General features: G+C 47.6%; 1 protein-coding gene. It reads left to right on the top strand.

What is annotated here, in order from left to right:
* The first annotated feature begins 340 nt into the window (after positions 1–340).
* Positions 341–26,425 (top strand): tandem-95 repeat protein, encoded by a 26,085-nt coding sequence (locus BCU57_RS15610; RefSeq protein ID WP_413211460.1) that lies wholly within the window; start codon positions 341–343, stop codon positions 26,423–26,425.
* Positions 26,426–26,459 lie beyond the last annotated feature (34 nt).

The raw sequence follows: 26,459 nt of genomic DNA, 5'->3' as shown, positions 1-26,459 counted from the left end.
TAGTAACGTTATTTATTTAGCCGCTATTTGGGCAACCCCCTCGAATACTCTTCCTCTGTCAACTTGGCATGTTGATTTGTTGTTTTATTGATCTAGATCAAAAAAGTGTGTTTTTTATACACAAACTCAAAACTATAGACTACCGTTAATTATACAGGCTAGTTTAAATCTAAAGGCATAGTTATGTTGAGTTTTAACATGGGTGTGAATAAAAACTAGGGTTTGATTGGCCTTCCGAAATGATTCAAAAAATTTATTAAATGAACAAGAGAGCTGCCCAGTTCTCTTGGGGATTCCGTGCTTTTAAACTCAATTAATTATTTTATAAATAGGCCTTTTTATGTCAAATGATAACCTGTCTAATAATCCTGAAAATGATGCTCTTAATGATGCTGTTGAACAAGTAAACACAGAAGACTCGACGGTTTCATCATCTAAGGCTGAGAATAATCAATCAACAGTCACCAATACTGTTGCGACTGCGACATCATCGGTAGACATACAAACGGCAGAAGAAAGCTTGGCTCCTTCAGGCGGCTCAGAATCATCAACAGATGACTCTCAAACTGATGATGCAGAGGCCGCCAATGCCGAGGCTTCTTCTGCAGCCCCTAGTTCAACAGATTCTCAATCATCCGCTGTTGAAAGCTCAACCTCAGATGCTGATACGGAAGCAGCTAGTAGCTCTGCGGCCGAAGGGGCAGCTAATGCAGCCCCTGAAGAGGCTGTATCTTCAGGCGCCCAAAGTATCGGTGGGGCTGAAGGTGCTTCAACTAGTTCAGGTGCGCCATCTTCGTCAGCAACTGCGTCTGCAGCAACACCATCAAGTGCAAATAGCGAAACTGAAATATCTGATGGCGCCTCATCAACAGATGCAAGCACTGCGACCAACAGTGAGACTTTTGAGGTAAATGTTTCAAGTGATAACAATGCTGATGGTCAGATAGACGCTGATGATCTACCTACCACAGATACGACTACTGACTCGATGAGTTTTAATGTCGATGTGACCGCGGTAAATGATGCTGCCGAGGTAGAAGACCAAGCTTTCTCAATGAATGAAGACGGCGTAATCATCATTACCGATGAGCAGCTGCTGGCAGGTGCTACCGACGTAGATGGTGATGACCTGCTAATTGATTCAGTTACCTACACCGGCACTGACGGTGTCCTTACCGACAACGGTGATGGTACCCATAGCTTTGCACCAAATGAAAACTTCAATGGTGATGTGCAATTAGAGTTTGGTGTCAGTGATGGCACCGTTGTGACCCCAGCCAACATCGACATTGCGGTTGCGGATGTCAACGATGCACCGGTAGCGGGTTCAACCTCATACACAGTCAACGAAGACGGCCAAATCACCATTAGCGCTGAGCAGTTATTAGCGAACTCAAGTGATGTGGATGGCACCGTCAGCCTAGACTCAGTGTCATATTCTGGTACCGACGGTATCCTGGTTCAAAACCAAGATGGCTCAGTGACCTTCTCGCCCAATGAAAACTTCAACGGTGAAATAAGCCTGGATGTCACCATCATCGATGATGACGGCGCCACTGCTGAAACCACCGCAGGCATCACTACACTGGCGGTTAATGACGCACCTGTAGTTGATGGCAATATCGCTTACTCAGTTGACGAAGATGGCTCAATCACCCTCAGCCAGGAGCAATTACTAGCTAATGCAACTGACATCGATGGTGACAGCCTAAGCGCTGAAAACCTATCAGTAGGTGATAACGCCACCGTTGTGGCTAACCCCGATGGCAGCTTTACGATTACCCCAGATGCGGACTTTAATGGCGACTTAGACTTACGCTTTGATGTCTCTGATGGCACCACTACAGTGGCAGCAGGTGTTGACCTCACAGTCAATCCTGTCAATGATGCTGCAGTAGCACCTGACGTTGAATTCACCATGAATGAAGACGGCATTATCATCATTACCGATGAGCAGCTGCTGGCGAATGCGAGCGACATCGATGGTGATAACCTATCTGTTGATACGGTGACGTACAGCGGCACTGACGGTGTGCTTACCGACAACGGTGATGGCACCCATAGCTTTGCACCAAATGAAAACTTCAATGGTGATGTGCAATTAGAGTTTGGCGTCAGTGATGGCACCGTTGTGACCCCAGCCAACATTGACATTGCGGTTGCTGATGTCAACGATGCACCGGTTGCAGGCAGTACAAGTTACACAGTCAACGAAGACGGCCAAATCACCATTAGCGCTGAGCAGTTATTAGCGAACTCAAGTGATGTGGATGGCACTGTCTCACTTGATAGTGTCAGCTACTCAGGCACCGACGGTATTTTGGTGCAAAACCAAGATGGCTCAGTGACCTTCTCACCAAATGAGAACTTCAACGGTGATATCAGCCTGGATGTGGTGGTTATCGATGATGACGGCGCCACTGCTGAAACCACCGCAGGCATTACTACAATGGCGGTTAATGACGCACCTGTAGTTGATGGCAATGTCGCTTACTCAGTGGACGAAGATGGCTCAATTACCCTAAACCAAGAGCAACTGCTGGCGAATGCAACCGATGTTGATGGCGATACATTAACTGCTGAAAACCTATCAGTAGGGGATAACGCCACCGTCGTTGCTAACCCAGATGGCAGCTTTACCATTACCCCAGATGCGGACTTTAATGGCGACTTAGACTTACGCTTTGATGTCTCAGATGGCACCACTACAGTGGCGACAGGCGTTGATTTAACTGTTAACCCAGTCAATGATGCCGCGGTTGCGCCAGATGTCGAATTCACCATGAATGAAGACGGCGTTATCATCATTACCGATGAGCAGCTGCTGGCGAATGCGAGCGACATCGATGGTGATAACCTATCTGTTGATACGGTGACGTACAGCGGCACTGACGGTGTGCTTACCGACAACGGTGATGGTACCCATAGCTTTGCGCCAAATGAAAACTTCAATGGTGATGTGCAATTAGAGTTTGGTGTTAGCGATGGCACCGTTGTGACCCCAGCCAACATTGATATCGCAATCGCAGAAGTGAATGATGCACCAGTAGCGGGTTCTACTTCATACCAAATGAACGAAGATGGCAGTATCACGTTAAGCCCTGAGCAGTTACTTGCCAATGCAATTGATATCGAAGGTGAAGTGGCGCTAGATAGTGTCAGCTATTCAGGCACTGATGGTGTGTTAGTGACCAATCAAGATGGCACGGTTACCTTCTCACCTAATGAAAACTTCAACGGCGATATTAACTTAGATGTGTCTGTTGTGGATGAAGCTGGTGCAATCACTGTTGGTAATGCAGGCATTGAGGTTATCGCAGTCAATGATTTACCGATTGCAGGCCCTGTTTCTTACACTATCGATGAAGACAGTGTGCTGACATTTAATGAAAGCCAAATCTTAGCGAATGCATCAGATATTGAAGGTGATGTCTCATTGGTTGAGATTAGTTATACAGGCCCTGATGGTATTTTCAGTGTTAATGGTGATGGGACTTGTAGCTTTGCCCCTAATGAAAACTTCCATGGCGAAGTGACACTGGATATTGTTATTCAGGACGAAGAGGGCGCAACGGTTACTACACAAATGACAGTGGATGTGTTGCCGATTAACGATGCCCCTGTGTCAGGTAATTTAGCGTATTCGGTTGACGAAGATGGCTCAATTACGCTAAGCCAGGAGCAATTACTAGCTAATGCATCTGACATCGACGGTGACAGCCTAAGCGCTGAAAACCTCAGCGTCGGCGATAATGCAACAGTTGTAGCTAACCCCGATGGCAGCTTCACGGTTACCCCAGACGCGGACTTTAATGGCGACTTAGACTTAAGCTTTGATGTCTCTGATGGCACCACTACAGTGGCAACAGGCGTTGACCTCACAGTTAACCCTGTTAACGATGCCGCGGTTGCGCCAGATGTTGAATTCACCATGAATGAAGACGGCATTATCATCATTACCGATGAGCAGCTGCTGGCAGGTGCGAGCGACATCGATGGTGATAACCTATCTGTTGATACGGTGACGTACAGCGGCACTGACGGTGTCCTTACCGACAACGGTGATGGTACCCATAGCTTTGCACCAAATGAAAACTTCAATGGTGATGTGCAATTAGAGTTTGGTGTCAGTGATGGCACCGTTGTGACCCCAGCCAACATCGACATTGCGGTTGCGGATGTCAACGATGCACCGGTAGCGGGTTCAACCTCATACACAGTCAACGAAGACGGCCAAATCACCATTAGCGCTGAGCAGTTATTAGCGAACTCAAGTGATGTGGATGGCACCGTCAGCCTAGACTCAGTGTCATATTCTGGTACCGACGGTATCCTGGTTCAAAACCAAGATGGCTCAGTGACCTTCTCGCCCAATGAAAACTTCAACGGTGAAATAAGCCTGGATGTCACCATCATCGATGATGACGGCGCCACTGCTGAAACCACCGCAGGCATTACTACACTGACGGTTAATGACGCACCTGTAGTTGATGGCAATATCGCTTACTCAGTGGACGAAGATGGCTCAATCACCCTCAGCCAAGAGCAATTACTGGCTAATGCATCTGACATCGACGGTGACAGCCTAAGCGCTGAAAACCTATCAGTAGGTGATAACGCCACCGTTGTGGCTAACCCCGATGGCAGCTTTACGATTACCCCAGATGCGGACTTTAATGGCGACTTAGACTTACGCTTTGATGTCTCTGATGGCACCACTACAGTGGCAGCAGGTGTTGACCTCACAGTCAATCCTGTCAATGATGCTGCAGTAGCACCTGACGTTGAATTCACCATGAATGAAGACGGCATTATCATCATTACCGATGAGCAGCTGCTGGCGAATGCGAGCGACATCGATGGTGATAACCTATCTGTTGATACGGTGACGTACAGCGGCACTGACGGTGTGCTTACCGACAACGGTGATGGTACCCATAGCTTTGCGCCAAACGAAAACTTCAATGGTGATGTGCAATTAGAGTTTGGTGTAAGTGATGGCACCGTAGTGACCCCAGCCAACATCGATATCGCGGTTGCGGATGTCAACGATGCACCGGTTGCGGGTTCAACCTCATACACAGTCAACGAAGACGGCCAAATCACCATTAGCGCTGAGCAGCTATTAGCGAACTCAAGTGATGTGGATGGCACTGTCTCACTTGATAGTGTCAGCTACTCAGGCACCGACGGTATCCTGGTTCAAAACCAAGATGGCTCAGTGACCTTCTCGCCAAATGAGAACTTCAACGGTGATATCAGCCTGGATGTCACCATCATCGATGATGACGGCGCCACTGCTGAAACCACCGCAGGCATCACTACACTGGCGGTTAATGACGCACCAGTAGTTGATGGTAATATCGCTTACTCAGTGGACGAAGATGGCTCAATTACCCTAAGCCAAGAACAACTGCTGGCGAATGCAACCGATGTTGATGGTGACAGCCTAAGCGCTGAAAACCTCAGCGTCGGCGATAATGCAACAGTTGTAGCTAACCCCGATGGCAGCTTTACGATTACCCCAGATGCAGACTTTAATGGCGACTTAGACTTACGCTTTGATGTCTCAGATGGCACGACTACCGTGGCAGCAGGTGTTGACCTCACAGTCAATCCTGTCAATGATGCTGCAGTAGCACCTGATGTCGAATTCACCATGAATGAAGACGGCGTTATCATCATTACCGATGAGCAGCTGCTGGCGAATGCGAGCGACATCGATGGTGATAACCTATCTGTTGATACGGTGACGTACAGCGGCACTGACGGTGTGCTTACCGACAACGGTGATGGCACCCATAGCTTTGCGCCAAATGAAAACTTCAATGGTGATTTACAGCTCGATTTCGGCGTCAGCGATGGTACGGTAACCACACCAGCGAACATCGACATTGCGGTTACGGATGTCAACGATGCACCGGTAGCGGGCAGCACAAGTTACACAGTCAACGAAGACGGCCAAATCACCATTAGCGCTGAGCAGCTATTAGCGAACTCAAGTGATGTGGATGGCACCGTCAGCCTAGACTCAGTGTCATATTCTGGCACCGACGGTATCCTGGTTCAAAACCAAGATGGCTCAGTGACCTTCTCGCCAAATGAGAACTTTAACGGTGACATCAGTCTTGATGTCACCATCATCGATGATGATGGCGCCACTGCTGAAACCACCGCAGGCATTACTACACTGACGGTTAATGACGCACCTGTAGTTGATGGCAATATCGCTTACTCAGTGGACGAAGATGGCTCAATCACCCTCAGCCAAGAGCAATTACTAGCTAATGCATCTGACATCGACGGTGACAGCCTAAGCGCTGAAAACCTATCAGTAGGTGATAACGCCACCGTTGTGGCTAACCCCGATGGCAGCTTTACGATTACCCCAGATGCGGACTTTAATGGCGACTTAGACTTACGCTTTGATGTCTCTGATGGCACCACTACAGTGGCAGCAGGTGTTGACCTCACAGTCAATCCTGTCAATGATGCTGCAGTAGCGCCAGATGTCGAATTCACCATGAATGAAGACGGCATTATCATCATTACCGATGAGCAGCTGCTGGCGAATGCGAGCGATATCGATGGTGATAACTTATCTGTTGATACGGTGACGTACAGCGGCACTGACGGTGTGCTTACCGACAACGGTGATGGCACCCATAGCTTTGCACCAAATGAAAACTTCAATGGTGATGTGCAATTAGAGTTTGGTGTAAGTGATGGCACCGTTGTGACCCCAGCTAACATTGATATCGCGGTTACGGATGTCAACGATGCACCGGTTGCAGGCAGTACAAGTTACACAGTCAACGAAGACGGCCAAATCACCATTAGCGCTGAGCAGTTATTAGCGAACTCAAGCGATGTGGATGGCACCGTCAGCCTAGACTCAGTGTCTTACTCTGGTACCGACGGTATCCTGGTTCAAAACCAAGATGGCTCAGTGACCTTCTCGCCAAATGAGAACTTTAACGGTGACATCAGTCTTGATGTCACCATCATCGATGATGATGGCGCCACTGCTGAAACCACCGCAGGCATTACTACACTGACGGTTAATGACGCACCTGTAGTTGATGGCAATATCGCTTACTCAGTGGACGAAGATGGCTCAATCACCCTCAGCCAAGAGCAATTACTGGCTAATGCATCTGACATCGACGGTGACAGCCTAAGCGCTGAAAACCTCAGCGTAGGCGATAATGCTACCGTTGTGGCTAACCCCGATGGCAGCTTCACGGTTACCCCTGATGCAGACTTTAATGGCGACTTAGACTTACGCTTTGATGTCTCAGATGGCACGACTACAGTGGCAGCAGGTGTTGACCTCACAGTCAATCCTGTCAATGATGCCGCGGTTGCGCCAGATGTTGAATTCACCATGAATGAAGACGGCATTATCATCATTACCGATGAGCAGCTGCTGGTAGGTGCGAGCGATATCGATGGTGATAACCTATCTGTTGATACGGTGACGTACAGCGGCACTGACGGTGTGCTTACCGACAACGGTGACGGCACCCATAGCTTTGCGCCAAATGAAAACTTCAATGGTGATTTACAGCTCGATTTCGGCGTCAGCGATGGCACGGTAACCACACCAGCTAACATCGACATTGCGGTTACGGATGTCAACGATGCACCGGTAGCGGGCAGCACAAGTTACACAGTCAACGAAGACGGCCAAATCACCATTAGCGCTGAGCAGCTATTAGCGAACTCAAGTGATGTGGATGGCACCGTCAGCCTAGACTCAGTGTCATATTCTGGCACCGACGGTATCCTGGTTCAAAACCAAGATGGCTCAGTGACCTTCTCGCCAAATGAGAACTTTAACGGTGACATCAGCCTGGATGTGGTGGTTATCGATGACGATGGCGCCACTGCTGAAACCACCGCAGGCATTACTACACTGGCGGTTAATGACGCACCTGTAGTTGATGGTAATATCGCTTACTCAGTGGACGAAGATGGCTCAATTACCCTAAGCCAAGAGCAACTGCTGGCGAATGCAACCGATGTTGATGGTGACAGCCTAAGCGCTGAAAACCTCAGCGTAGGCGATAATGCTACCGTGGTGGCTAACCCCGATGGCAGCTTTACGATTACCCCAGATGCAGACTTTAATGGCGACTTAGACTTACGCTTTGATGTCTCAGATGGCACGACTACAGTGGCAGCAGGTGTTGACCTCACAGTCAATCCTGTCAATGATGCTGCAGTAGCACCTGATGTCGAATTCACCATGAATGAAGACGGCGTTATCATCATTACCGATGAGCAGCTGCTGGCGAATGCGAGCGACATCGATGGTGATGACCTATCAATTGATACAGTCACTTACACCGGCACTGACGGTGTGCTTACCGACAACGGTGATGGTACCCATAGCTTTGCGCCAAATGAAAACTTCAATGGTGATTTACAGCTCGATTTCGGCGTCAGCGATGGTACGGTAACCACACCAGCGAACATCGACATTGCGGTTACGGATGTCAACGATGCACCGGTAGCGGGCAGCACAAGTTACACAGTCAACGAAGACGGCCAAATCACCATTAGCGCTGAGCAGCTATTAGCGAACTCAAGCGATGTGGATGGCACCGTCAGCCTAGACTCAGTGTCTTACTCTGGTACCGACGGTATCCTGGTTCAAAACCAAGATGGCTCAGTGACCTTCTCGCCCAATGAGAACTTCAACGGCGAAATCAGTCTTGATGTCACCATCATCGATGATGATGGCGCCACTGCTGAAACCACCGCAGGCATTACTACACTGACGGTTAATGACGCACCTGTAGTTGATGGCAATATCGCTTACTCAGTGGACGAAGATGGCTCAATCACCCTCAGCCAAGAGCAATTACTAGCTAATGCATCTGACATCGACGGTGACAGCCTAAGCGCTGAAAACCTATCAGTAGGTGATAACGCCACCGTTGTGGCTAACCCCGATGGCAGCTTTACGATTACCCCAGATGCGGACTTTAATGGCGACTTAGACTTACGCTTTGATGTCTCTGATGGCACCACTACAGTGGCAGCAGGTGTTGACCTCACAGTCAATCCTGTCAATGATGCTGCAGTAGCGCCAGATGTCGAATTCACCATGAATGAAGACGGCATTATCATCATTACCGATGAGCAGCTGCTGGCAGGTGCGAGCGATATCGATGGTGATAACTTATCTGTTGATACGGTGACGTACAGCGGCACTGACGGTGTGCTTACCGACAACGGTGATGGCACCCATAGCTTTGCACCAAATGAAAACTTCAATGGTGATGTGCAATTAGAGTTTGGTGTAAGTGATGGCACCGTTGTGACCCCAGCTAACATTGATATCGCGGTTACGGATGTCAACGATGCACCGGTTGCAGGCAGTACAAGTTACACAGTCAACGAAGACGGCCAAATCACCATTAGCGCTGAGCAGTTATTAGCGAACTCAAGCGATGTGGATGGCACCGTCAGCCTAGACTCAGTGTCTTACTCTGGTACCGACGGTATCCTGGTTCAAAACCAAGATGGCTCAGTGACCTTCTCGCCAAATGAGAACTTTAACGGTGACATCAGTCTTGATGTCACCATCATCGATGATGATGGCGCCACTGCTGAAACCACCGCAGGCATTACTACACTGACGGTTAATGACGCACCTGTAGTTGATGGCAATATCGCTTACTCAGTGGACGAAGATGGCTCAATCACCCTCAGCCAAGAGCAATTACTGGCTAATGCATCTGACATCGACGGTGACAGCCTAAGCGCTGAAAACCTCAGCGTAGGCGATAATGCTACCGTGGTGGCTAACCCCGATGGCAGCTTCACGATTACCCCAGATGCCGACTTTAATGGCGACTTAGACTTACGCTTTGATGTCTCAGATGGCACGACTACAGTGGCAGCAGGTGTTGACCTCACAGTCAATCCTGTCAATGATGCCGCGGTTGCGCCAGATGTTGAATTCACCATGAATGAAGACGGCATTATCATCATTACCGATGAGCAGCTGCTGGTAGGTGCGAGCGATATCGATGGTGATAACCTATCTGTTGATACGGTGACGTACAGCGGCACTGACGGTGTGCTTACCGACAACGGTGACGGCACCCATAGCTTTGCGCCAAATGAAAACTTCAATGGTGATTTACAGCTCGATTTCGGCGTCAGCGATGGCACGGTAACCACACCAGCTAACATCGACATTGCGGTTACGGATGTCAACGATGCACCGGTAGCGGGCAGCACAAGTTACACAGTCAACGAAGACGGCCAAATCACCATTAGCGCTGAGCAGTTATTAGCGAACTCAAGCGATGTGGATGGCACAGTCAGCCTAGACTCAGTGTCATATTCTGGTACCGACGGTATCCTGGTTCAAAACCAAGATGGCTCAGTGACCTTCTCGCCAAATGAGAACTTCAACGGTGATATCAGCCTGGATGTGGTGGTTATCGATGATGACGGCGCCACTGCTGAAACCACTGCTGGCATTACTACACTGGCGGTTAATGACGCACCTGTAGTTGATGGCAATGTCGCTTACTCAGTGGACGAAGATGGCTCAATTACCCTAAGCCAAGAGCAACTGCTGGCGAATGCAACCGATGTTGATGGCGATACATTAACTGCTGAAAACCTATCAGTAGGGGATAACGCCACCGTCGTTGCTAACCCAGATGGCAGCTTTACGATTACCCCAGATGCGGACTTTAATGGCGACTTAGACTTACGCTTTGATGTCTCTGATGGCACCACTACAGTGGCAGCAGGTGTTGACCTCACAGTCAATCCTGTCAATGATGCTGCAGTAGCACCTGACGTTGAATTCACCATGAATGAAGACGGCATTATCATCATTACCGATGAGCAGCTGCTGGCGAATGCGAGCGATATCGATGGTGATAACTTATCTGTTGATACGGTGACGTACAGCGGCACTGACGGTGTGCTTACCGACAACGGTGATGGCACCCATAGCTTTGCGCCAAATGAAAACTTCAATGGTGATTTACAGCTCGATTTCGGCGTCAGCGATGGTACGGTAACCACACCAGCGAACATCGACATTGCGGTTACGGATGTCAACGATGCACCGGTAGCGGGCAGCACAAGTTACACAGTCAACGAAGACGGCCAAATCACCATTAGCGCTGAGCAGCTATTAGCGAACTCAAGTGATGTGGATGGCACCGTCAGCCTAGACTCAGTGTCATATTCTGGCACCGACGGTATCCTGGTTCAAAACCAAGATGGCTCAGTGACCTTCTCGCCCAATGAGAACTTCAACGGCGAAATCAGTCTTGATGTCACCATCATCGATGATGATGGCGCCACTGCTGAAACCACCGCAGGCATTACTACACTGGCGGTTAATGACGCACCTGTAGTTGATGGCAATATCGCTTACTCAGTGGACGAAGATGGCTCAATCACCCTCAGCCAAGAGCAATTACTGGCTAATGCATCTGACATCGACGGTGACAGCCTAAGCGCTGAAAACCTCAGCGTAGGCGATAATGCTACCGTGGTGGCTAACCCCGATGGCAGCTTCACGGTTACCCCTGATGCAGACTTTAATGGCGACTTAGACTTACGCTTTGATGTCTCAGATGGCACGACTACAGTGGCAGCAGGTGTTGACCTCACAGTCAATCCTGTCAATGATGCTGCAGTAGCACCTGACGTTGAATTCACCATGAATGAAGACGGCATTATCATCATTACCGATGAGCAGCTGCTGGCGAATGCGAGCGACATCGATGGTGATAACCTATCTGTTGATACGGTGACGTACAGCGGCACTGACGGTGTGCTTACCGACAACGGTGATGGTACCCATAGCTTTGCGCCAAACGAAAACTTCAATGGTGATGTGCAATTAGAGTTTGGTGTAAGTGATGGCACCGTAGTGACCCCAGCCAACATCGATATCGCGGTTGCGGATGTCAACGATGCACCGGTTGCGGGTTCAACCTCATACACAGTCAACGAAGACGGCCAAATCACCATTAGCGCTGAGCAGTTATTAGCGAACTCAAGCGATGTGGATGGCACCGTCAGCCTAGACTCAGTGTCATACTCTGGTACCGACGGCATATTAACGAATAATCTTGATGGCTCGGTCACTTTCTTCCCTAATGAGAACTTCAACGGCGAAATCAGTCTTGATGTGGTGGTTATCGATGATGACGGCGCGACCGCTGAAACCACCGCAGGCATCACCACACTCGCGGTCAATGATGTGCCATTGGTTGATGGTAACCTGGCTTACAATGTCGATGAAGATGGCACCATTACTCTCAGCCAAGAACAATTACTTGCCAATGCATCTGATGTAGACGGTGATGATTTAACCGCTGAAGGGCTTAGCGTTGCTGGTAACGCAACAGTTGTGGCGAATGACGATGGCAGCTTTACGATTACCCCAGATGCGGACTTTAATGGCGACTTAGACTTAAGCTTTGATGTCTCAGATGGCACCACCACAGTGGCCACCGGTGTTGATTTAACCGTTAACCCAGTCAACGATGCACCGATTGCGGGTGCCGATATTTATATTCAAGCAGAAGAAGATCAAACCGTTGGCGTTAGTCTTCGTGAAGAGCCTGCTATTCGCCTCGATGCACAACCTGAGTTTGGTATTGTGCAAGCCAATATCAATGATGAATGGGTGACGTTAGAGGTAGGACAAGAATTCGCGCCTGATACTGAAGTACGCTTTGTTGCTGATGAAACCGCAGTTACTGATTCTACTCATACCAGTCAAATCGGTACCTTCGATGATAATGCGACAGTTGATGATTGGGGCACAGAAATAGATTCACATACCCGTGAATTTACTGATGGCGACTTAGTAGTTACCACCCAGAGTACAGATGGGCCGTTAGGCGCTTGGAATGGTAATACTCATATTGGCCATGGTATTGGCGATACCGATAGACAAGGTTTAAGTGGTGATGAGCAGCTAGTTATTAATGTTGAAGGTCAAGATATTAATGAAATCAGCTTCGAACTAGATGGCTTAGGTGGTTGGTTTGTTGAAGGATCTAAAAACTTCACTGAAGTAGAAATTAGGGCTTTTGATGCCGATGGTAACCTCATCGACTCACAAACTTATCATAAAGATGATAATAGTAGTTTCGAGCATACGTATACCCTTACCACGGATGAACCCGTAGCACGATTTGAGTTAGGCACAATTGAAGGTAACGGCACTTATGTGGTGCAGAATATGTCTGTATCGCAGACGTTACCTGATGATGTGGTCTTTACATCGATTGCCGTAGATGGCACTGAAGTAACAGAAACAATTGAGCTGAACCTTCACGCTGGTGATCAAGATATCGATTTATCTGCAGAGCTTCCTGTTGTGACAAGTTCAGAAGGGGCAGATGGTTTTGCTTCTATTGTGATAACCGAGGAGCAGTTGCTTGCACAAGCTTCTGATATTGATAGTGAAAATCTCGATATCATTAATCTTGAGTTAAACGATGAGAATGCAACGCTAACCGACAATGGTGATGGCACTTGGACCCTTACCCCAGATGAGAATTTCTCGGGGGATATTGACCTAACTTATCAAGTGACTGATGGTGAGTTAGTTGATGACAATACTATCCATATCAACTTTGCTGAGGTCAATGATGCACCAATTGCATCTGGACCAATAGTCCTTAGCACTGAAGAAGACAACTCTATTAGCTTCACTGATGCTGATTTACTTGCGAATGCATCTGACATTGAAGGTGATGATTTATCTATTCAAGATGTGAGTTACAGCGGTAATGCCGGTGAGTTAATTACCAATGACGATGGTAGTTACACCTTTGTTCCCAACGAAAATTTCAATGGTGACGTCGACTTAAGTTATGGCATTAGTGATGGTCAAGATGTTACAACCAATAATATTGATTTAACTGTTATCCCTGTTAATGATGTCCCTGTTGCAGGGGCGCCATTAGATTTACAAATGCTCAATGATGGCACCATGACCATTAATGCATCTAGCTTATTGTCAGGTGCAAGTGATGTTGATGGCGATATTCTTCATATTGAAGATTTAGTGCTGACCAATCAGCTGGATGGTACTTTGGTCGACAACGGTGACAATACCTTTAGCTTCACGCCAGCAGAAGGATTTACCGGCAATGTGTCTTTGTCATTCGAGGTTAGTGATGGCCAAGCATCTGCTCCTAGTTCATTAAATATTACCGTTGAAGAATACAACGAAGGCCCTGAAGTCTCTGGCCCAGTTGCGGTAACTGTGGATGAAGACGGCAGTATTACCCTATCTCAAGAAGAATTACTCGCCAATGCCAGTGATGTCGATGGTGATTCTCTGGCCGCAACCAATCTTGTTACCAACGATGAAAATGCGACTGTCGTACAAAATGACAATGGCAGCTTTACGATCACCCCAAGTGAAGATTTCAATGGTGACATCCAATTTACATACGATGTGACTGATGGTATTGAAACGGTTGCCACTGAATTAGATCTAACGGTTACGCCAGTTAATGATGCTCCAGATGTTCCTGATCTTTCATTTAATACCATGGAAGATGAAGCTATAACGGTTACTACCGAGCAGTTACTGGCTCAAGCAACGGATATAGAAGGCGATGAGTTATCTGTTGTTAATGTCACATCGCAAGATCCAAACGTTGAAGTCATTGATAATGGCGATGGGACTTATACGCTAACCCCACAAGCGGAATACAGCGGTACCGCCAGCTTGAGCTTTGATGTCAGTGACGGCACTGATGTGGTTTCGGCCGATATTAGTCTTAATGTTGAGTTTGTAAATGATGTCCCTGAAGCTGGGCCTATTGTTGCTTCTGTAGACGAAGATGGCACAATTTTAGTTACTCAAGAAATGCTACTTGAAAATGCATCAGATCAAGATGGTGATTTCTTAAGAGCCGATGGTTTACAAACTAACGATCCAAATGCGACCGTTGTCGATAATGGCGACGGTACCTTTAGCGTTACGCCTTCTGCTGATTTTAATGGCGATATTGTCTTTAGTTATGATGTTTCGGACGGTGAAACTGACACACCTACAGAGCTGACTCTGACAGTTAATCCAATTAATGACGCGCCTGAAGTGCAGCCGCTTAATTTTGCAATTCAAGAAGATGGAACATTAATCTTCACAGAAGAGCAATTATTGGCACAAGCGACAGATATCGAAGGTGATGAGCTTAGTATTACTGATGTATCTTACAGCGCAGATGAAGGTACATTGACGAATAATGGCGACGGTACTTACAGCTTCACTCCGAATGAACATTTTAGTGGCAATATTGAGGTCGATTTTAGTGTGTCAGATGGCACAGATGAGGTATCACAAAGTATTGGTGTTGCCATCGAAGCCGTTGCTGATGCTCCTGACTTAACAGTAACAACCGGTGATGGCGATGTCGTCACTGATGAAGTGATTGTGGTAGAGCCCGGTTCAACCACGCAACTTAATATTGATGCAAGTCTAGTGGATCAAGACCTTTCTGAAACCCTTACGGTTGAAGTAAATGGTTTACCAGAAGGTTCAGTACTGACCTATGACGGCGAAGCGCTGTTTGACGAACAAAGCAGCGGTATTACCAGTTACGACAATACCGATATTACCGTGACGTTCCAGGGCGAAACTGCCGGATATCAAAATACGGCGGGTTACTATACCGTTGATGAAGAAGGTAATATTACAGGGGTACAAATTGGTTTTGAAAATGCTTCTGAAGTGGGCTCTGGCGGTGAATTAATCCCAGGTGAATCATCCTTCACGTTTGATGTCGAGGCGGGTGAAAGCTTCAATCTATTTGTGATCCCAAATGGTTTCAATCGTAATGACTTTGAGAATATGCAGGACGGTACATTTGAGTTCCGCGATGCCGATGGTAACCCTGCGACTATCGACTCAGTCGACCCGCAATTGGTTCACATTAGTGAAGATGGCGTCGAAACGCCGATTTTAAGTCAATTTGGTGATGCGATTTTCCATGGTGGCAGCAATAGCAATCTTAACGAAGATGGCATAGAGCATACGAGAACCACACTGAATGAAGATGGCGATATTGTTTACGGTGTTGAAGATCTCTTTGGCGGCGGAGATCAAGATTTTGATGACTTCACATTTACCATTGATGTTGGTGAAACAAATAGCCAAATTTTCCAAGGTGAAATTGTTGTTGGTGAAGATGGCAGCGTTGTTATCCCAACCACTGTGTTGGATCAAAACCTTGCAGTTACCTTCCCTGAGGATTACACCGGTTCAGCATCGTTAGAGATCATCGCAACAGCCACTGAACTGTCAAATGACGATCAATCTAGTACTGTTCAAACGATAAACTTTGAAGTTGACCATGCACCTGATTCTGATGCAGTTACCGCACAGGTTGATGAAGATGGCTCAATCACTATTACTCAAGCTGATTTATTAGCGAATGCGACCGATCTTGATGGTGATGATTTAGTTGCCGTTAATGTCAGCTCTGATGATGACAATGTCACATTGGTCGACAATGGTGATGGAACATACACAGTTACCCCTGATGCGGACTTCAACGGTGAAGTATCGTTTAGCTTTGATGTCAGTGATGGCGATCAAATCGTCTCCACTGAATTAAATCTAAGTGTTAACCCTGTTAATGATGCTGCTCTAGCGCAAGATCAAAGCTTTAGCATGAACGAAGACGGCGTGATCATCATTACCGATGAGCAACTGCTTGTTGGTGCCACCGACATTGAAGGTGATAATTTAACTATCGCCGATGTGAGTTACACAGGTACCGATGGTGTGCTCACCGACAACGGTGATGGTACCCATAGCTTCGCGCCAAATGAAAACTTTAATGGTGATGTGCAACTTGAATATGGGGTAAGCGATGGAACTGAAGTAACCCCAGCTAACATTGATATCGCTGTTGCCGATGTTAACGATGCACCGGTAGCGGGTTCAACTTCATACACAGTCAACGAAGATGGCCAAATCACCATTAGCCCTGAGCAGTTACTGGCAAACTCTAGTGATGTTGATGGTAGCGTTAGTTTAGATAGCGTGAGCTACTCAGGCACCGACGGTATTCTGGTTCAAAACTCGGATGGCTCAGTGACCTTCTCGCCAAACGAGAACTTCAATGGTGATATTAGCCTCGATATCTCAGTCATCGATGATGATGGGGCAGTGGCGCAAACCACAGCAGGCATTGAAGTCATTGCGGTGAATGATGCACCCGTTTCGGGTGATCTGGCTTACAGTGTTGATGAAGACGGCAGTATTACCCTGTCTCAAGAGCAATTGTTAGCCAATGCCAGTGATGTAGACGGTGATGACTTAACTGCTGGAAATCTAACTGGCGGTAACAACGTTACTATCACAGAAAACGACGATGGCTCATTTACCCTGACTCCTGATGCAAACTTCCATGGTGAAATGGATATAAGCTTTGATGTCTATGACGGTGGAACCACAGTTCAAGCCAACATTGATCTGACTATTAACCCTATAAATGACACAACAGTAGGAGTGGAAGATCAAGCTTACACTGTCGAAGAAGATGGAACCTTAATCTTCACTGATGAGCAATTGCTTACGGGCGCAACAGACATCGATGGAGACGACTTATCCGTTAGTGGTGTTGAATACAGTGGTACCGAAGGTGTATTCACTGATAATGGCGATGGAACATATAGTTTTGCGCCAAATGAGAACTTTAATGGTCAAGTTGAACTTAGCTTCTCGGTCACTGATGGAAAAGAAACCGTTGGCGCTAATATCGATATTACAGTAACTGATATTAATGATGCACCGGTAGCGGGTTCAACCTCATACACAGTCAACGAAGACGGCCAAATCACCATTAGCGCTGAGCAGTTATTAGCGAACTCAAGTGATGTGGATGGCACCGTCAGCCTAGACTCAGTGTCATATTCTGGCACCGACGGTATCCTGGTTCAAAACCAAGATGGCTCAGTGACCTTCTCGCCCAATGAGAACTTCAACGGTGATATCAGCCTGGATGTGGTGGTTATCGATGATGATGGCGCCACTGCTGAAACCACCGCAGGCATTACTACACTGGCGGTTAATGACGCACCTGTAGTTGATGGTAATGTCGCTTACTCAGTGGACGAAGATGGCTCAATTACCCTAAGCCAAGAGCAACTGCTGGCGAATGCAACCGATGTTGATGGTGACAGCCTAAGCGCTGAAAACCTCAGCGTCGGCGATAATGCAACAGTTGTAGCTAACCCCGATGGCAGCTTTACCATTACCCCAGACGCGGACTTTAATGGCGACTTAGACTTAAGCTTTGATGTCTCTGATGGCACCACTACAGTGGCAACAGGCGTTGACCTCACAGTTAACCCTGTTAACGATGCCGCGGTTGCGCCAGATGTTGAATTCACCATGAATGAAGACGGCATTATCATCATTACCGATGAGCAGCTGCTGGCAGGTGCGAGCGACATCGATGGTGATAACCTATCTGTTGATACGGTGACGTACAGCGGCACTGACGGTGTGCTTACCGACAACGGTGATGGCACCCATAGCTTTGCGCCAAACGAAAACTTCAATGGTGATTTACAGCTCGATTTCGGTGTCAGCGATGGCACGGTAACCACACCAGCTAACATCGACATTGCGGTTGCGGATGTCAACGATGCACCGGTTGCAGGCAGTACAAGTTACACAGTCAACGAAGACGGCCAAATCACCATTAGCGCTGAGCAGTTATTAGCGAACTCAAGCGATGTGGATGGCACCGTCAGCCTAGACTCAGTGTCTTACTCAGGCACCGACGGTATCCTGGTTCAAAACCAAGATGGCTCAGTGACCTTCTCGCCCAATGAAAACTTCAACGGTGACATCAGCCTGGATGTGGTGGTTATCGATGACGATGGCGCCACTGCTGAAACCACCGCAGGCATCACTACACTGGCGGTTAATGACGCACCAGTAGTTGATGGCAATGTCGCTTACTCAGTGGACGAAGATGGCTCAATTACCCTAAGCCAGGAACAACTGCTTGCTAACGCAACCGATGTTGATGGCGATACATTAACTGCTGAAAACCTCAGCGTCGGCGATAATGCCACCGTTGTGGCTAACCCAGATGGCAGCTTTACCATTACCCCAGATGCGGACTTTAATGGCGACTTAGACTTACGCTTTGATGTCTCAGATGGCACGACTACAGTGGCAGCAGGTGTTGACCTCACAGTCAATCCAGTTAACGATGCCGCGGTTGCCCCTGACGTTGAATTCACCATGAATGAAGACGGCATTATCATCATTACCGATGAGCAGCTGCTGGCAGGTGCGAGTGATATCGATGGTGATAACTTATCTGTTGATACGGTGACGTACAGCGGCACTGACGGTGTGCTTACCGACAACGGTGATGGTACCCATAGCTTTGCACCAAATGAAAACTTCAATGGTGATTTACAGCTCGATTTCGGCGTCAGCGATGGTACGGTAACCACACCAGCTAACATCGACATTGCGGTTACGGATGTCAACGATGCACCGGTAGCGGGTTCAACCTCATACACAGTTAACGAAGACGGCCAAATCACCATTAGCACTGAGCAGTTATTAGCGAACTCAAGTGATGTGGATGGCACCGTCAGCCTAGACTCAGTGTCTTACTCTGGTACTGACGGTATCCTGGTTCAAAACCAAGATGGCTCAGTGACCTTCTCGCCCAATGAGAACTTCAACGGCGAAATCAGTCTTGATGTCACCATCATCGATGATGACGGCGCCACTGCTGAAACCACCGCAGGCATTACTACACTGGCGGTTAATGACGCACCCGTAGTTGATGGCAATGTCGCTTACTCAGTGGACGAAGATGGCTCAATTACCCTAAGCCAAGAGCAACTGCTGGCGAATGCAACTGACATCGACGGTGACAGCCTAAGCGCTGAAAACCTCTCAGTAGGCGATAATGCCACCGTTGTGGCTAACCCAGATGGCAGCTTTACGATTACCCCAGATGCCGACTTTAATGGCGACTTAGACTTAAGCTTTGATGTCTCTGATGGCACGACTACCGTGGCGACAGGCGTTGATTTAACCGTTAACCCAGTTAACGATGCCGCGGTTGCGCCAGACGTTGAATTCACCATGAATGAAGACGGCGTTATCATCATTACCGATGAGCAGCTGCTGGCAGGTGCGAGCGACATCGATGGTGATAACCTATCTGTTGATACGGTGACGTACAGCGGCACTGACGGTGTGCTTACCGACAACGGTGATGGCACCCATAGCTTTGCGCCAAATGAAAACTTTAATGGCGATGTGCAATTAGAATTTGGTGTCAGTGATGGCACCGTTGTGACCCCAGCTAACATTGATATCGCGGTTGCGGATGTCAACGATGCACCGGTTGCAGGCAGTACAAGTTACACAGTCAACGAAGACGGCCAAATTACCATCAGCCCTGAGCAGTTATTAGCGAACTCAAGCGATGTGGATGGCACCGTCAGCCTAGACTCAGTGTCTTACTCTGGTACTGACGGTATCCTAGTTCAAAACCAAGATGGCTCAGTGACCTTCTCGCCAAATGAAAACTTCAACGGTGACATCAGCCTGGATGTCACCATCATCGATGATGACGGCGCCACTGCTGAAACCACTGCTGGCATTACTACACTGGCGGTTAATGACGCACCTGTAGTTGATGGCAATGTCGCTTACTCAGTGGACGAAGATGGCTCAATTACCCTAAGCCAAGAGCAACTGCTGGCGAATGCAACCGATGTTGATGGTGACAGCCTAAGCGCTGAAAACCTATCAGTAGGGGATAACGCCACCGTCGTTGCTAACCCAGATGGCAGCTTTACCATTACCCCAGATGCCGACTTTAATGGCGACTTAGACTTACGCTTTGATGTCTCAGATGGCACGACTACAGTGGCAGCAGGTGTTGACCTCACAGTCAATCCAGTTAACGATGCCGCGGTTGCGCCAGATGTTGAATTCACCATGAATGAAGACGGCATTATCATCATTACCGATGAGCAGCTGCTGGCGAATGCGAGCGATATTGATGGTGATAACCTATCTGTTGATACGGTGACGTACAGCGGCACTGACGGTGTGCTTACCGACAACGGTGATGGCACCCATAGCTTTGCGCCAAATGAAAACTTCAATGGTGATGTGCAATTAGAGTTTGGTGTCAGTGATGGCACCGTTGTGACCCCAGCTAACATCGATATCGCGGTTACGGATGTCAACGATGCACCGGTAGCGGGTTCAACCTCATACACAGTCAACGAAGACGGCCAAATCACCATTAGCGCTGAGCAGTTATTAGCGAACTCAAGCGATGTGGATGGCACCGTCAGCCTAGACTCAGTGTCATATTCTGGTACTGACGGTATCCTAGTTCAAAACCAAGATGGCTCAGTGACCTTCTCGCCCAATGAGAACTTCAACGGTGATATCAGCCTGGATGTGGTGGTTATCGATGATGATGGCGCCACTGCTGAAACCACTGCTGGCATTACTACACTGGCGGTTAATGACGCACCTGTAGTTGATGGCAATGTCGCTTACTCAGTGGACGAAGATGGCTCAATTACCCTAAGCCAAGAACAACTGCTGGCGAATGCAACCGATGTTGATGGCGATACATTAACTGCTGAAAACCTATCAGTAGGGGATAACGCCACCGTCGTTGCTAACCCAGATGGCAGCTTTACCATTACCCCAGATGCGGACTTTAATGGCGACTTAGACTTACGCTTTGATGTCTCTGATGGCACCACTACAGTGGCAGCAGGTGTTGACCTCACAGTCAATCCTGTCAATGATGCCGCGGTTGCTCCTGACGTTGAATTCACCATGAATGAAGACGGCATTATCATCATTACCGATGAGCAGCTGCTGGCGAATGCGAGCGACATCGATGGTGATAACCTATCTGTTGATACGGTGACGTACAGCGGCACTGACGGTGTGCTTACCGACAACGGTGATGGTACCCATAGCTTTGCGCCAAATGAAAACTTCAATGGTGATTTACAGCTTGAATTTGGTGTCAGTGATGGCACCGTTGTGACCCCAGCTAACATTGATATCGCGGTTACGGATGTCAACGATGCACCGGTTGCAGGCAGTACAAGTTACACAGTCAACGAAGACGGCCAAATCACCATCAGCCCTGAGCAGCTATTAGCGAACTCAAGTGATGTGGATGGCACCGTCAGCCTAGACTCAGTGTCTTACTCTGGTACTGACGGTATTTTGGTGCAAAACCAAGATGGCTCAGTGACCTTCTCGCCAAATGAGAACTTCAACGGTGACATCAGTCTTGATGTGGTGGTTATCGATGATGATGGCGCCACTGCTGAAACCACTGCTGGCATTACTACACTGGCGGTTAATGACGCACCCGTAGTTGATGGCAATGTCGCTTACTCAGTTGACGAAGATGGCTCAATCACCCTAAGCCAAGAGCAACTGCTGGCGAATGCAACCGATGTTGATGGCGATACATTAACTGCTGAAAACCTATCAGTAGGGGATAACGCCACCGTCGTTGCTAACCCCGATGGCAGCTTTACCATTACCCCAGATGCGGACTTTAATGGCGACTTAGACTTACGCTTTGATGTCTCAGATGGCACCACTACCGTGGCAACAGGCGTTGATTTAACCGTTAACCCAGTCAATGATGCTGCAGTAGCACCTGACGTCGAATTCACCATGAATGAAGACGGCATTATCATCATTACCGATGAGCAGCTGCTGGCAGGTGCTACCGACGTAGATGGTGATGACCTGCTAATTGATTCAGTTACCTACAGCGGCACTGACGGTGTGCTTACCGACAACGGTGATGGCACCCATAGCTTTGCGCCAAATGAAAACTTCAATGGTGATTTACAGCTCGATTTCGGTGTAAGCGATGGTACGGTAACCACACCAGCTAACATTGATATCGCGGTTACGGATGTCAACGATGCACCGGTTGCGGGTTCAACCTCATACACAGTCAACGAAGACGGCCAAATCACCATTAGCGCTGAGCAGCTATTAGCGAACTCAAGTGATGTGGATGGCACTGTCTCACTTGATAGTGTCAGCTACTCAGGCACCGACGGTATTTTGGTGCAAAACCAAGATGGCTCAGTGACCTTCTCACCAAATGAGAACTTCAACGGTGATATCAGCCTGGATGTGGTGGTTATCGATGATGACGGCGCCACTGCTGAAACCACCGCAGGCATTACTACACTGGCGGTTAATGACGCACCTGTAGTTGATGGCAATGTCGCTTACTCAGTGGACGAAGATGGCTCAATTACCCTAAGCCAAGAACAACTGCTGGCGAATGCAACCGATGTTGATGGCGATACATTAACTGCTGAAAACCTCAGCGTAGGCGATAATGCTACCGTGGTGGCTAACCCCGATGGCAGCTTCACGGTTACCCCTGATGCAGACTTTAATGGCGACTTAGACTTAAGCTTTGATGTCTCAGATGGCACCACTACCGTGGCAGCAGGCGTTGATTTAACCGTTAACCCAGTTAACGATGCCGCGGTTGCGCCAGATGTCGAATTCACCATGAATGAAGACGGCATTATCATCATTACCGATGAGCAGCTGCTGGCGAATGCGAGCGACATCGATGGTGATAACCTATCTGTTGATACGGTGACGTACAGCGGCACTGACGGTGTGCTTACCGACAACGGTGATGGTACCCATAGCTTTGCGCCAAATGAAAACTTCAATGGTGATTTACAGCTTGAATTTGGTGTCAGTGATGGCACCGTTGTGACCCCAGCTAACATTGATATCGCGGTTACGGATGTCAACGATGCACCGGTTGCAGGCAGTACAAGTTACACAGTCAACGAAGACGGCCAAATCACCATTAGCGCTGAGCAGCTATTAGCGAACTCAAGCGATGTGGATGGCACCGTCAGCCTAGACTCAGTGTCATATTCTGGCACCGACGGTATCCTGGTTCAAAACCAAGATGGCTCAGTGACCTTCTCGCCAAATGAGAACTTCAACGGTGAAATCAGTCTTGATGTCACCATCATCGATGATGACGGCGCGACTGCTGAAACCACCGCAGGCATTACTACACTGGCGGTTAATGACGCACCTGTAGTTGATGGCAATGTCGCTTACACTATGGATGAAGATGGTGTTATTACGGTCACGCAAGAGCAGTTACTGGCTAATGCCAGTGACATCGATGGTGATGAGTTAACTGCTAGTAATTTAGCTGTTAATGGTAATGGCAGTGTGGTTGATAACGGTAATGGCACATTCTCCATTACACCAGATCCAGATTACAACGGCGATTTAGGGCTGACATTTGATGTTTCAGATGGTGAAGCAACTGTTTCTGCCGCAATGGATTTAACAGTAAATCCAATTAATGATTTACCGACAGCACCTACTATCAATCTAGAGGGTACTGAAGACGTCAGCATAACCATTGACCCTAACTATATCCTTTCACAGGCAAGTGATATCGATGGTGATAATCTGACGTTAGATAATCTATCGGTTCGTCAACCTGCCAACTCATCACTAACACAGAATCAGGATGGTACTTATAACCTCATTACTCCTGAGCACTTCAATGGCTTAATAGAATTAAGTTATACCATTTCTGATGAAACTGGAGAGGAAGTTGAAGGTGAATTGGCAATGGATATCATCCCAGTGGATGATTCACCATTCCAAAATGGTAATGCGCATCTGACTATTCAAGAAGATGGCGACATAACCTTTAGCGAAGCTGATTTATTAGCCTTATTCGGTGATGTTGACAGCTCACTAACCATTTCGAAAGTGGTTACCGCAGATGGTGAGGAGGCTGACGGCAGTATTACTGACAATGGTGATGGAACCTGGACCTTTAGCCCGACAGGTGATTTTGCTGGTACCGCAGGTTTGCAGATCGTCGCAACAGATGGAAATAGTGAAGCAACGGTCGACTTACCTATTTATATTCGACCTGTAGCTGACGGTACTGTTATTACCACAGCTCATGAAGGGCCACTTGTTTTTGCTGAAGATAGCACGGGTCATTTCTCACTTAATGTTGAAATGCTTGATGCATCAGAAACAATGGAAAGTCTTGTGATGACAGGCTACCCAGTAGGCTTCGTAGTGAGTGATGGCACCAATACCATGACTATCACTGAAGAAGGGCAGGTTGTTGATATAACCCAATGGAATCTTGAAGACTTATCAATGACGCCACCAGAAGACTACAACGGTAATTTCTTTGTCACAGTATCTTCAGTCACTTTAGATGTTGGCGATGAAAGTTCAGTAGAGGATGACAGTCCATTATTGAACGATGTGCCACATGAAGAAGCATTTGCCATGAATGATGATGGTTACGTACTTTTAGAGGCCAGCGATTTATTGGAATCTCAAGGTTTAGATTCAGAGGCTGTCAATGTTGAAAGCGTGAGTTATTCAGGTGAAGAAGGAGTATTGATAGACAACGATAATGAGACATGGACATTCTGGTCAGATCCTGATTATCAAGGACCGGTCACTGTCGATTTTACCGTAGATGACGGCACATCTCATTCGGTTGATTTTGAAATATCGGCAATAAACACAGAGGCAGCAGTAGATAATATTGCCGAGGCAAGTATCGAAGCGCCAGCTGCAACAATCGTAACTGTTGATGAGTTACTTGAAAATGTAGAAGGTATAGAAGGTGATAATTTAACTGTTTCAAACGTGCAGGCAGAAAATGCAGTCGTTATCGATTTACTTGATGGTAGCTATAGTGTTGAGCAAGATACTGATTCACAAGGTTCTTTAGACTTAACTTACAGTGTCAGTAATGGCACAGATACAGTCGATAGCTCAATAACCCTTGGCTCTGCAGTAGGGAATGAATCTGAAGATTATGACTATACAGCAGCACCTGGTGGCAGTGTAAATGTATTCATACCAACAGATATCAGCTCAAACAGTGAAGTCGACCATGTGATTATTTCTGGTTTACCAGAAGGTGTTTCGCCTCAGTCAGGTATAGAGCAAGGAGACAGTGAATACTTAATTGCTGGGGACTTATGTCAACCAGTCAAGCTAGAAATACCAGAAAACTTTAGCGGTGATATTAATATGGACATGAGTGGTGTTAATAGCATGGATCAACCAATTGATGGAGCAGCAACGTCTATTACCATTGACGTTAATTCCTCTTATGAAATGGATGGCTCAAGTGCTGATACGCAACAATTAATCACAGGCTCTGATGATAGTAATGCAGGTGATTGGACTTCAGGTGATAACACCGATCTCGGTATTGACGTTATGGATGACAGCGCCAGCTTTGATGATAGCGCTCATACAACAACAGAGGATGACTCAACGACATTGGCTGATTCAATATAAACCACGATTAAATATTTACAGTGATAAGACGTTA

Source organism: Shewanella sp. 10N.286.48.B5 (genome assembly GCF_002874355.2).
Taxonomy (GTDB): domain Bacteria; phylum Pseudomonadota; class Gammaproteobacteria; order Enterobacterales; family Shewanellaceae; genus Shewanella.
The sequence above is the reverse complement of the archived record's forward strand: the minus strand, read 5'-3'. Positions and strand labels throughout refer to the sequence as shown.